21 protein-coding genes are annotated in these 9,291 nt (G+C 57.2%); all 21 read left to right on the top strand.

The window, feature by feature from the left end; translation table 11 throughout:
* The coding region (locus ACODSZ_RS21625) for an EF-Tu C-terminal domain-related protein (RefSeq protein WP_488928512.1) at positions 1 to 125 on the top strand (125 nt) is incomplete at its 5' end.
* A 98-nt stretch (positions 126 to 223) separates the two neighbouring features.
* The gene (gene rpsJ, locus ACODSZ_RS21620) at positions 224 to 541 is read left to right on the top strand and encodes a 30S ribosomal protein S10 (RefSeq protein ID WP_006464935.1); all 318 of its coding nucleotides are present in this window, start codon (positions 224 to 226) and stop codon (positions 539 to 541) included.
* 151 nt (positions 542 to 692) lie between these two features.
* Positions 693 to 1,361: a 50S ribosomal protein L3 gene (gene rplC / locus ACODSZ_RS21615; RefSeq protein ID WP_013232185.1), complete on the top strand. Its 669-nt coding sequence runs from the start codon at positions 693 to 695 to the stop codon at positions 1,359 to 1,361.
* Between the two features lie 2 nt (positions 1,362 to 1,363).
* On the top strand, positions 1,364 to 1,984 hold the full coding sequence (gene rplD, locus ACODSZ_RS21610) for a 50S ribosomal protein L4 (protein ID WP_006464933.1): 621 nt from the start codon (positions 1,364 to 1,366) through the stop codon (positions 1,982 to 1,984).
* Positions 1,981 to 2,298, top strand: a complete 318-nt coding sequence (gene rplW / locus ACODSZ_RS21605) for a 50S ribosomal protein L23 (RefSeq protein WP_006464932.1) — start codon at positions 1,981 to 1,983, stop codon at positions 2,296 to 2,298. Before rplD ends, rplW begins: the two co-directional genes overlap by 4 nt.
* A complete protein-coding gene (gene rplB, locus ACODSZ_RS21600) occupies positions 2,298 to 3,125 on the top strand; it encodes a 50S ribosomal protein L2 (protein ID WP_006464931.1) in 828 nt (275 codons plus the stop codon). Before rplW ends, rplB begins: the two co-directional genes overlap by 1 nt.
* A gap of 10 nt (positions 3,126 to 3,135) precedes the next feature.
* The gene (gene rpsS / locus ACODSZ_RS21595) at positions 3,136 to 3,411 is read left to right on the top strand and encodes a 30S ribosomal protein S19 (protein WP_006464930.1); all 276 of its coding nucleotides are present in this window, start codon (positions 3,136 to 3,138) and stop codon (positions 3,409 to 3,411) included.
* Between the two features lie 6 nt (positions 3,412 to 3,417).
* Entirely contained in the window at positions 3,418 to 3,750 is a 333-nt protein-coding gene (rplV, locus tag ACODSZ_RS21590; RefSeq protein WP_008334132.1) for a 50S ribosomal protein L22, read from the top strand.
* Positions 3,751 to 3,759: 9 nt separating this feature from the next.
* Entirely contained in the window at positions 3,760 to 4,578 is an 819-nt protein-coding gene (gene rpsC, locus ACODSZ_RS21585; protein ID WP_008334135.1) for a 30S ribosomal protein S3, read from the top strand.
* 2 nt (positions 4,579 to 4,580) lie between these two features.
* The gene (gene rplP, locus ACODSZ_RS21580; protein ID WP_008334136.1) at positions 4,581 to 5,000 is read left to right on the top strand and encodes a 50S ribosomal protein L16; all 420 of its coding nucleotides are present in this window, start codon (positions 4,581 to 4,583) and stop codon (positions 4,998 to 5,000) included.
* Positions 5,001 to 5,013: 13 nt separating this feature from the next.
* The gene (gene rpmC, locus ACODSZ_RS21575) at positions 5,014 to 5,208 is read left to right on the top strand and encodes a 50S ribosomal protein L29 (RefSeq protein ID WP_006464926.1); all 195 of its coding nucleotides are present in this window, start codon (positions 5,014 to 5,016) and stop codon (positions 5,206 to 5,208) included.
* Positions 5,205 to 5,477 carry a 30S ribosomal protein S17 gene (gene rpsQ / locus ACODSZ_RS21570; protein ID WP_008334137.1) on the top strand — a complete coding sequence of 91 codons (273 nt, stop codon included), beginning with the start codon at positions 5,205 to 5,207 and terminating at the stop codon, positions 5,475 to 5,477. Before rpmC ends, rpsQ begins: the two co-directional genes overlap by 4 nt.
* Before the next feature lie 196 nt (positions 5,478 to 5,673).
* Positions 5,674 to 6,042 carry a 50S ribosomal protein L14 gene (gene rplN, locus ACODSZ_RS21565; protein ID WP_006464924.1) on the top strand — a complete coding sequence of 123 codons (369 nt, stop codon included), beginning with the start codon at positions 5,674 to 5,676 and terminating at the stop codon, positions 6,040 to 6,042.
* 9 nt (positions 6,043 to 6,051) lie between these two features.
* A complete protein-coding gene (gene rplX, locus ACODSZ_RS21560) occupies positions 6,052 to 6,366 on the top strand; it encodes a 50S ribosomal protein L24 (protein ID WP_034339785.1) in 315 nt (104 codons plus the stop codon).
* 5 nt (positions 6,367 to 6,371) lie between these two features.
* Positions 6,372 to 6,911, top strand: coding sequence for a 50S ribosomal protein L5 (gene rplE, locus ACODSZ_RS21555; protein WP_006464922.1), 540 nt, complete (start codon positions 6,372 to 6,374; stop codon positions 6,909 to 6,911).
* A 7-nt stretch (positions 6,912 to 6,918) separates the two neighbouring features.
* Complete coding sequence (rpsN, locus tag ACODSZ_RS21550; RefSeq protein ID WP_008334139.1) at positions 6,919 to 7,224, top strand: 30S ribosomal protein S14; 306 nt, start codon at positions 6,919 to 6,921, stop codon at positions 7,222 to 7,224.
* Between the two features lie 14 nt (positions 7,225 to 7,238).
* The gene (rpsH, locus tag ACODSZ_RS21545; protein ID WP_006464920.1) at positions 7,239 to 7,634 is read left to right on the top strand and encodes a 30S ribosomal protein S8; all 396 of its coding nucleotides are present in this window, start codon (positions 7,239 to 7,241) and stop codon (positions 7,632 to 7,634) included.
* A gap of 10 nt (positions 7,635 to 7,644) precedes the next feature.
* Positions 7,645 to 8,178 (top strand): 50S ribosomal protein L6, encoded by a 534-nt coding sequence (rplF, locus tag ACODSZ_RS21540; RefSeq protein ID WP_008334141.1) that lies wholly within the window; start codon positions 7,645 to 7,647, stop codon positions 8,176 to 8,178.
* Between the two features lie 12 nt (positions 8,179 to 8,190).
* A complete protein-coding gene (rplR, locus tag ACODSZ_RS21535) occupies positions 8,191 to 8,553 on the top strand; it encodes a 50S ribosomal protein L18 (protein WP_008334143.1) in 363 nt (120 codons plus the stop codon).
* 12 nt (positions 8,554 to 8,565) lie between these two features.
* The gene (gene rpsE / locus ACODSZ_RS21530; protein ID WP_006464917.1) at positions 8,566 to 9,084 is read left to right on the top strand and encodes a 30S ribosomal protein S5; all 519 of its coding nucleotides are present in this window, start codon (positions 8,566 to 8,568) and stop codon (positions 9,082 to 9,084) included.
* 10 nt (positions 9,085 to 9,094) lie between these two features.
* Complete coding sequence (gene rpmD / locus ACODSZ_RS21525; RefSeq protein WP_006464916.1) at positions 9,095 to 9,274, top strand: 50S ribosomal protein L30; 180 nt, start codon at positions 9,095 to 9,097, stop codon at positions 9,272 to 9,274.
* Positions 9,275 to 9,291: the final 17 nt, after the last annotated feature.

Raw genomic sequence — 9,291 nt, 5'->3', positions numbered from 1 at the left:
GCGACAACGTGTCGATCACCGTGCAACTGATCAACCCGATCGCCATGGAAGAAGGCCTGCGCTTCGCTATCCGTGAAGGCGGCCGTACCGTCGGCGCCGGCGTGGTTGCCAAGATCTTCGACTAATCGTCGGATCAGCAGTAGCAGTACCCAGTAACACTAGTCGCATTTTTAACATCGCCGGGGATGATCCCCATCCCCGGTTCGTTCTTTAAAGGAAAATCATGTCGGTTCCTAGCCAAAAAATCCGTATCCGTCTGAAAGCTTTCGACTATCGTCTGATCGACCAGTCCGCACTGGAAATCGTTGACACCGCCAAGCGTACCGGCGCTGTCGTCAAGGGCCCGGTTCCCCTGCCGACCCGCATCCAGCGCTTCGACGTCCTGCGTTCGCCGCACGTCAACAAGACCTCCCGCGATCAGTTCGAAATCCGTACCCATCAGCGCCTGATGGATATCGTCGATCCGACCGACAAGACGGTTGACGCATTGATGAAGCTGGACCTGCCCGCTGGCGTTGATGTTGAAATCAAGCTGCAGTAATCAGCTGGCATAGTGTTGGAAAAGCGCACAACCTCGGTTGTGCGCTTTTGTTTTACGGGCTATAATGCTCGGCTTCGATGTGGGTTTTGCGTTTGCAAGACCCATAATTTATGGTAGTACGAACATCAGCCCCGCCCAATCGCAGGCGGGAATGGAGAAAACAATGAGCCTGGGCCTTGTTGGTCGCAAGGTTGGTATGATGCGCATCTTCACGGAAGATGGGGATTCGATCCCTGTGACCGTGCTGGACGTGTCCAACAACCGCGTGACTCAAATCAAAACGCCTGAAGTGGATGGTTATTCCGCTGTTCAGGTGACCTTCGGTCAACGCCGCGCTTCGCGCGTGGTGAAAGCCGCCGCCGGCCACTTCGCCAAAGCTGGCGTAGAGGCAGGTACTGTCCTCAAAGAATTCCGTGTTGACGCTTCCAAGGCTGCCGAACTGAAGGCTGGCGACGTCGTTGGCATCGGCATGTTTGAAGCTGGCCAGAAAGTCGACGTGCAAGGCGTGTCGATCGGTAAGGGCTACGCCGGTACCATCAAGCGTTACAACTTCTCGTCGGGTCGCGCGACCCACGGTAACTCCCGCTCGCACAACGTTCCTGGCTCCATCGGTATGGCGCAGGATCCGGGTCGCGTGTTCCCCGGCAAGCGCATGACCGGTCATCTGGGTGATGTCAAGACCACCGTCCAGAACCTGGAAATCGCCCGTGTGGACGCAGAGCGTCAGCTGCTGCTGGTCAAGGGTGCCGTTCCTGGCGCCAAGAACGGTCAAGTGATCGTTTCGCCGGCAGTCAAAGTCAAAGCGAAGAAGGGGGCTTAATAATGGAACTGAAGCTCCTGAATGACCAAGGTCAAGCTGCTTCGAACGTCGCCGCACCGGATACCATTTTCGGTCGTGACTACAACGAAGCCCTGATCCACCAGGTCGTGGTTGCCTACCAAGCCAACGCTCGTAGCGGCAATCGCAAGCAAAAGGATCGTGAAGAAGTCAGCCACACCACCAAGAAGCCCTGGCGTCAAAAGGGTACTGGCCGTGCACGTGCCGGTATGTCCTCGTCGCCTCTGTGGCGCGGTGGTGGCCGTATCTTCCCGAACTCGCCTGACGAAAACTTCACCCACAAGGTCAACAAGAAGATGTATCGCGCAGGTGTCTGCTCGATCCTGTCCCAGTTGGCTCGTGAAGGCCGCCTGTCGGTCGTCGAAGAGTTCGCCGTCGAAGCCCCGAAGACCAAGCTGCTGGCCCAGAAGTTGAAGGGCATGGGCATGGAATCGGTGCTGGTTATTACCGACAGCCTGGACGAAAAGCTGCTGCTGGCCTCGCGCAACCTGCCGGGCGTGCTGGTGGTCGAGCCGCGTCAAGCTGATCCCGTGTCGCTGGTGTACTTCAAGAATGTCTTGATCACCAAGCCGGCTCTGGCAAAGATTGAGGAGTTGCTGGCATGAACGCAATCGTGAAACATAGCGAAGAGCGCCTGATGAAGGTGCTGCTGGCACCGGTGATCTCCGAAAAGGCAACCTTTGTCGCCGAGAAGAACGAGCAAGTCGTCTTCCTGGTTGCCAAGGACGCCACCAAGCTGGAAGTCAAGGCCGCCGTCGAACTGCTGTTCAAGGTGGAAGTGGAATCGGTGCAAGTCGCCAACCGTCAGGGCAAGCAGAAGCGCTCGCGCAACGGTATGGGCCGCCGCAACCACACCCGCCGTGCTTTCGTCAGCCTGAAGCCGGGTCAAGAAATCAACTTCACCGAGGAGGCTAAATAATGGCACTCGTAAAAGTGAAGCCGACCTCGCCCGGTCGGCGCGGCATGGTCAAGGTCGTCAATCCCGACCTGTACAAGGGCCGTCCGCTGGCATCGCTGGTCGAAAAGAAGTCCAAGACCGCCGGCCGTAACAACAACGGCCACATCACCACCCGCCACATCGGCGGTGGTCACAAGCAGCACTACCGTGTTGTCGACTTCCGTCGCAACAAGGATGGTATCCCTGCCAAGGTTGAGCGTATCGAATACGACCCGAACCGTACCGCGCACATTGCACTGCTGTGCTACGCGGACGGCGAGCGCAAGTACATCATCGCTCCCAAGGGCGTGTCGGTTGGCGATCAGCTGATCAGCGGTTCTGAAGCTCCGATCAAGTCGGGCAACACTCTGCCGATCCGCAACATCCCCGTCGGTACCACCATCCACTGCGTGGAAATGCTGCCGGGCAAGGGTGCGCAAATCGCCCGTACCGCTGGCGCCGCTGTCGTGCTGATGGCACGTGAAGGCACCTACGCTCAGGTTCGTCTGCGCTCCGGTGAAGTGCGTCGCGTTCACATCGAATGCCGCGCTACCATCGGTGAAGTCGGTAACGGCGAGCACAACCTGCGCAAGATCGGTAAGGCCGGTGCAACCCGTTGGCGCGGTGTGCGTCCGACCGTTCGTGGCGTTGTCATGAACCCGGTGGATCACCCGCACGGTGGTGGTGAAGGCAAGACCGCCGCTGGCCGTCACCCGGTTTCCCCGTGGGGCCAGCAGACCAAGGGCAAGAAGACGCGTAGCAACAAGCGTACGACTTCGATGATTGTCTCGCGTCGCGGCAAGAAATAAAGGATAAAACATGACACGTTCATTGAAAAAAGGTCCTTTCTGCGACGCCCACCTGGTGAAAAAGGTTGAGGCTGCCCAGGCTACCAAGGACAAGAAGCCGATCAAGACCTGGTCGCGTCGTTCGACCATCATGCCGGACTTCATCGGCCTGACGATTGCCGTGCACAATGGCAAGGCACACGTGCCGGTCTATGTGTCGGAAAACATGGTTGGTCACAAGCTCGGCGAATTCGCGCTGACCCGTACTTTCAAGGGTCACGCTGCCGATAAGAAGGCTAAGAAATAAGGTCCTATGATGGAAACTAAAGCTACTCTGCGCGGTGTGCACCTGTCGGCCCAGAAAGGCCGCCTGGTTGCAGACCTGATCCGCGGTAAAAAAGTTGATCAGGCACTGAATATCTTGGCCTTCAGCCCCAAGAAGGGCGCGGTCATCATCAAGAAGGTTCTGGAGTCCGCCATCGCGAACGCCGAACACAACGATGGTGCCGACATTGACGAGCTGAAAGTCAAGACCATTTATGTGGAAAAGGGTGCGGTCCTCAAGCGCTTCACGGCGCGTGCTAAGGGCCGTGGTGATCGTATTTCCAAGCAGTCGTGTCACATTTACGTGACCGTCGGAAACTAAGGAGTCACGATGGGACAGAAGATTCATCCAACCGGTTTCCGTCTGGCGGTTACGCGTAACTGGGGCTCGCGTTGGTATGCAGGCAACAACAACTTTGCCGACATGCTCAACGAGGACCTGAAGGTCCGCGCTTACCTGAAGAAGAAGCTGAAGAACGCTTCGGTTGGCCGCGTGGTCATCGAGCGTCCGGCCAAGAACGCCCGCATCACCATTTACAGCTCCCGTCCGGGCGTTGTGATTGGCAAGAAGGGTGAAGACATCGAAGTGCTGAAGTCGGCACTGGCCAAGCTGATGGGCGTGCCCGTGCACGTCAACATCGAAGAAATCCGCAAGCCGGAAGCCGATGCTCAGCTGATCGCTGACTCGATCTGCCAGCAGCTGGAAAAGCGCATCATGTTCCGTCGCGCCATGAAGCGTGCGATGCAGAACGCCATGCGTCTGGGCGCTCAAGGCATCAAGATCATGTCGTCGGGTCGTCTGAACGGCATCGAAATCGCACGTACCGAATGGTACCGCGAAGGTCGCGTGCCTCTGCACACCCTGCGCGCCGATATCGATTATGGCTTCGGCGAAGCTGAAACCACCTACGGCATCATCGGTGTGAAGGTGTGGGTCTACAAGGGCGATCGCCTGGCAAACGGCGAATCGCCGGTGCTGGTCGGCGAACTGGAAGACGACAAGAAGCGTCGTGGTCCCCGTCGTGACGACGGCAAGCCGGGTGCACGTCCCCGCTCCAAGACTGGTGCTCCTGGCGCCGGTGCAAAGCGTGGCGGTGGTCGTCCTCAAGCTGCCGATGCCGGTGTATCGGCTGAGAAAGCAGGAGAATAATCATGCTGCAACCAGCACGTAGAAAATATCGTAAAGAACAAAAAGGTCGTAACACCGGCATTTCGCACACCCGCGGAACTGCCGTCTCGTTCGGCGATTTTGGTCTGAAGGCAACCGGCCGCGGCCGTATCACTGCCCGTCAGATCGAAGCTGCTCGTCGTGCGATGACCCGTCACATCAAGCGCGGTGGTCGTATCTGGATCCGCGTTTTCCCGGACAAGCCAATTTCCCAGAAGCCCGCAGAAGTGCGTATGGGTAACGGCAAGGGTAATCCGGAGTACTACGTGGCTGAAATCCAGCCGGGTAAGGTACTGTACGAGATGGACGGTGTGGACGAAGCCCTGGCGCGCGAGGCGTTCCGTTTGGCTGCTGCCAAATTGCCGCTGTCGACGACTTTCGTTGTTCGCCAAGTCGGTCAATAATTAGGAGCGGAACATGAAAGCATCTGAACTCCGCGGTAAGGACAAGGCAGGACTGGAAAAGGAACTGGGCGAGCTGTTGAAAGCTCAGTTCAGCCTGCGCATGCAAATTGCGACCCAGCAACTGAACAATACCGCACAGCTGAAGAAGGTACGTCGCGACATCGCACGTGTGAAAACTGTGATCAACTCGAAGGATGGCCAACAATGAACGATCAAGTGAAACAAGCGCTCAAGCGCACGCTGATTGGCAAAGTTGTGTCGGACAAGATGGATAAGACCGTCACTGTCGAAATCGAGCGTCAAATGAAGCACCCGCTGTATGGCAAGATCATCAAGCGCACCAAGAAGTACCACGCGCATGATGAGCAAAACTCGGCGAAGGCCGGCGATGTGGTGGAAATCACCGAAAGCCGTCCGATCTCCAAGACGAAGGCGTGGACTGTGACCCGTGTGGTACAGGAAGCACAAATCGTTTAAGCAGTAAAGGTAGTACTTGCGTGCTCGATATTATGGTGCCATAATATCGAGCTCTTTCTTTGCAAAATAAAGTTTGCGAAGAGAGGCTCAAGAGTAGCTCTATTCGTCCCCTAACTAGCGAGTTCGCTTGCTAACAGGACCAAGACTGACCGCCAGCGCATCCTGCGAAGCGGATTAAGTTGGGAAAGAAAATATCATGATTCAAACTGAAAGCCGGCTCGAAGTGGCCGACAACACTGGTGCGCGTGAAGTTCTGTGCATCAAGGTCTTGGGTGGTTCCAAGCGCCGCTATGCGGGCATTGGCGATGTGATCAAGGTTACTGTCAAGAGCGCAGCACCGCGTGGTCGCGTCAAGAAGGGTGAAATTTATAACGCTGTCGTCGTTCGCACCGCCAAGGGCGTGCGTCGTCAGGATGGTTCGCTGGTCAAGTTCGATGGTAATGCTGCCGTCCTGCTGAACGCCAAGCTGGAGCCCATCGGCACCCGTATCTTTGGGCCGGTGACTCGTGAGCTGCGTACAGAGCGCTTCATGAAGATCGTCTCCCTGGCGCCTGAAGTTCTGTAAGGAGTAGTCATGGCAAAGATTCGTAAAAACGATGAAGTCATCGTGTTGACCGGCAAAGACAAGGGCAAGCGCGGTGTCGTGACTGCTCGTGTGGACGCCGATTATGTCATCGTGGAAGGCGTGAACGTCGCAAAGAAGGCGACCCGTCCGAACCCGATGACGGGTGCAACTGGCGGCATCGTCGATAAGCTGATGCCAATTCATGTGTCGAACGTCGCGTTGTTCAACGCTGCGACCGGCAAGGCAGATCGTGTGGCTTACAAGGAAGTGGACGGCAAGAAGGTCCGCGCTTACAAGTCCAACGGCGAAGTCGTTAAGGTTTAAACATCATGGCACGTCTTCAACAGTTTTATAAAGATAAGGTCGTCGCCGATCTGACTACGAAGTATTCGTACAAGTCGGTGATGGAAGTTCCGCGCATCCTGAAGATCACCCTGAACATGGGTCTGTCCGAAGCAGTTGCGGACAAGAAGATCATCGAGCACGCCGTTGGCGATCTGACCAAGATCGCTGGCCAGAAGCCGGTGGTGACCAAGGCTCGCAAGGCTATCGCAGGTTTCAAGATCCGCGAAGGCTACCCGATCGGCTGCATGGTGACCCTGCGTGGCGCCCGCATGTACGAATTCCTGGATCGTCTGATCACCGTGGCCCTGCCGCGCGTGCGTGACTTCCGTGGCGTGTCGGGTCGTGCGTTCGATGGTCGTGGCAACTACAACATCGGTGTGAAAGAGCAGATCATCTTCCCCGAAATTGAGTACGACAAGATCGATGCACTGCGTGGCATGAACATCAGCATCACCACGACTGCAAAGACCGACGACGAAGCGAAGGCGCTTCTCGCCGCATTTAAATTCCCGTTCAGAAACTGAGGATGCCATGGCAAAACTGGCACTGATTAACCGTGAACAGAAGCGCGCAGAAATGGTGAAGAAGTATGCTGCCAAGCGCGCCGAGTTGAAGGCTATTATCGACGACCAATCGAAGTCGGAAGAAGAGCGTTACGAAGCCCGCCTGAAGCTGCAGGCTCTGCCGCGTAACTCCGCTCCGACCCGTCAGCGCAACCGTTGCGCACTGACTGGCCGTCCCCGTGGTACTTTCCGCAAGTTCGGATTGGGCCGTATCAAGGTCCGTGAAATCGCCATGCGCGGCGAAATCCCGGGTTTGACCAAAGCTAGCTGGTAATAGGAGAAGAAGCAATGAGTATGAGCGATCCTATCGCCGATATGCTGACCCGTATCCGCAATGCGCAAGGCGTGAACAAGACTACCGTCGTCATGCCGTCTTCCAAAGTGAAGGTCGCCATTGCCAACGTCCTCAAGGACGAGGGCTATATCGAAGATTTCGCCGTTGTTGCCGCTGATGGCAAGGCTGAATTGAAAATCGGTTTGAAGTATTACGCTGGCCGTCCGGTCATCGAGCGCCTGGAGCGCGTGTCCCGTCCGGGTCTGCGCATCTACAAGGGCAAGGACGATATCCCCAACGTCATGAACGGCCTGGGTGTGGCAATCGTGTCCACCCCGCGCGGCGTGATGACTGATCGCAAAGCACGCGCAACCGGTGTCGGTGGCGAAGTGATTTGCTACGTGGCCTAAGGAGTGCAAGATGTCTCGTGTAGGTAAAATGCCTGTTGCACTGCCGAATGGCGCGGAAGCGACCATCACTGCAGAGCAAATCACCGTCAAGGGCCCGCTGGGCTCCTTGACCCAACCGCTGACCAAGAAGGTCAAGGTGGTCAACAACAATGGCTCGCTGAGCTTCGAAGTGGCTGATGACAGCCGCGAAGCCAACGCGATGTCGGGCACCCTGCGTGCTCTGGTCAACAACATGGTCAACGGCGTCACCAAGGGCTTCGAAAAGAAGCTGAACCTGGTTGGCGTGGGTTTCCGTGCACAAGCACAAGGCGACAAGCTGAACCTGTCGCTGGGCTTCTCGCACCCCATCGTTCACCAGATGCCCGCCGGCATCAAGGTTGAGACCCCGACCCAGACCGAAATCCTGATCAAGGGTATCGATCGCCAGGTGGTTGGCCAGGTCGCCGCTGAAATTCGCGCGTACCGCGAACCCGAACCCTACAAGGGCAAGGGTGTGCGCTACGCTGACGAAGTGGTGACGCTCAAAGAAACCAAGAAGAAGTAATAGGGGTTGACGATGGACAAGAAACAATCTCGCCTGCGCCGTGCGACTCAGACTCGCGCCAAGATCGCAGAACTGAAGGTGAATCGTCTGGCTGTGCACCGTACCAACACGCACATCTACGCCAGCGTCATCGGCCCCGACGCCAACGTGCTGGCTTCCGCTTCCACCCTGGAAGCAGAAGTCCGCGCCCAGCTGGCAGGTCAGACCGGCAAGGGCGGCAATGCTGCCGCTGCTGCCCTGATCGGCAAGCGCGTGGCGGAGAAGGCTCTGAAGGCCGGTGTGACTGAAGTCGCATTCGACCGCTCCGGTTTCCGTTATCACGGTCGCGTCAAGGCGCTGGCTGAGGCTGCGCGTGAAGCCGGCCTGAAGTTCTAAGGATTATCGATCATGGCAAAAATGCAATCGAAAACGCAAAGCGACAAGCCTGATGACGGCATGCGCGAAAAAATGATCGCGGTCAACCGCGTCACCAAGGTGGTGAAGGGCGGCCGCATCATGGGTTTCGCAGCGCTGGCAGTGGTCGGTGACGGCGATGGCCGTATCGGCATGGGCAAGGGCAAGTCCAAGGAAGTGCCCGTGGCCGTGCAGAAGGCGATGGAAGAAGCTCGTCGCAAGCTGATCAAGGTGACCCTGAAGAACGGTACCGTGCAACACACCGTCATCGGCAAGCACGGCGCTTCGTCGGTGATGATCTCGCCGGCCAAGGACGGTACTGGCGTCATCGCCGGTGGTCCGATGCGCGCGATCTTCGAGGTGATGGGCGTGACCAACGTGGTGGCCAAGTCGACTGGTTCGACCAACCCCTACAACATGGTCCGTGCCACCCTGGACGGTCTGTCGAAGATGAACACTCCGGCTGAAATTGCTGCCAAGCGCGGCAAGTCGGTCGAAGAAATCCTGGGCTAAGGTGATCGAGATGGCTAACACAATCAAAGTCAAGCTGGTCAAGGGTCTGATCGGTACTCGTCAGGACCACCGCGCTACCGTGCGCGGTTTGGGTCTGCGTCGCGTCAACTCGGTGTCCGAACTGGAAGACACCCCGTCGGTGCGCGGCATGATCAACAAAGTGTCCTATCTTGTGAAAGTTGTGTCGTAAGCCGCGGCTTGCGAACG

Source organism: Herbaspirillum sp. FG34 (assembly GCF_057809315.1).
This window is presented reverse-complemented; position numbering and strand designations above follow the sequence as displayed.

Excerpts from the sequence above, each read along its gene's own strand:
- rpsJ (WP_006464935.1), top strand. The coding sequence starts at position 224 with ATGTCGGTTCCTAGCCAAAAAATCCGTATCCGTCTGAAAGCTTTCGAC.
- rplC (WP_013232185.1), top strand. The coding sequence starts at position 693 with ATGGAGAAAACAATGAGCCTGGGCCTTGTTGGTCGCAAGGTTGGTATG.
- rplD (WP_006464933.1), top strand. The coding sequence starts at position 1,364 with ATGGAACTGAAGCTCCTGAATGACCAAGGTCAAGCTGCTTCGAACGTC.
- rplW (WP_006464932.1), top strand. The coding sequence starts at position 1,981 with ATGAACGCAATCGTGAAACATAGCGAAGAGCGCCTGATGAAGGTGCTG.
- rplB (WP_006464931.1), top strand. The coding sequence starts at position 2,298 with ATGGCACTCGTAAAAGTGAAGCCGACCTCGCCCGGTCGGCGCGGCATG.
- rpsS (WP_006464930.1), top strand. The coding sequence starts at position 3,136 with ATGACACGTTCATTGAAAAAAGGTCCTTTCTGCGACGCCCACCTGGTG.
- rplV (WP_008334132.1), top strand. The coding sequence starts at position 3,418 with ATGATGGAAACTAAAGCTACTCTGCGCGGTGTGCACCTGTCGGCCCAG.
- rpsC (WP_008334135.1), top strand. The coding sequence starts at position 3,760 with ATGGGACAGAAGATTCATCCAACCGGTTTCCGTCTGGCGGTTACGCGT.
- rplP (WP_008334136.1), top strand. The coding sequence starts at position 4,581 with ATGCTGCAACCAGCACGTAGAAAATATCGTAAAGAACAAAAAGGTCGT.
- rpmC (WP_006464926.1), top strand. The coding sequence starts at position 5,014 with ATGAAAGCATCTGAACTCCGCGGTAAGGACAAGGCAGGACTGGAAAAG.
- rpsQ (WP_008334137.1), top strand. The coding sequence starts at position 5,205 with ATGAACGATCAAGTGAAACAAGCGCTCAAGCGCACGCTGATTGGCAAA.
- rplN (WP_006464924.1), top strand. The coding sequence starts at position 5,674 with ATGATTCAAACTGAAAGCCGGCTCGAAGTGGCCGACAACACTGGTGCG.
- rplX (WP_034339785.1), top strand. The coding sequence starts at position 6,052 with ATGGCAAAGATTCGTAAAAACGATGAAGTCATCGTGTTGACCGGCAAA.
- rplE (WP_006464922.1), top strand. The coding sequence starts at position 6,372 with ATGGCACGTCTTCAACAGTTTTATAAAGATAAGGTCGTCGCCGATCTG.
- rpsN (WP_008334139.1), top strand. The coding sequence starts at position 6,919 with ATGGCAAAACTGGCACTGATTAACCGTGAACAGAAGCGCGCAGAAATG.
- rpsH (WP_006464920.1), top strand. The coding sequence starts at position 7,239 with ATGAGTATGAGCGATCCTATCGCCGATATGCTGACCCGTATCCGCAAT.
- rplF (WP_008334141.1), top strand. The coding sequence starts at position 7,645 with ATGTCTCGTGTAGGTAAAATGCCTGTTGCACTGCCGAATGGCGCGGAA.
- rplR (WP_008334143.1), top strand. The coding sequence starts at position 8,191 with ATGGACAAGAAACAATCTCGCCTGCGCCGTGCGACTCAGACTCGCGCC.
- rpsE (WP_006464917.1), top strand. The coding sequence starts at position 8,566 with ATGGCAAAAATGCAATCGAAAACGCAAAGCGACAAGCCTGATGACGGC.
- rpmD (WP_006464916.1), top strand. The coding sequence starts at position 9,095 with ATGGCTAACACAATCAAAGTCAAGCTGGTCAAGGGTCTGATCGGTACT.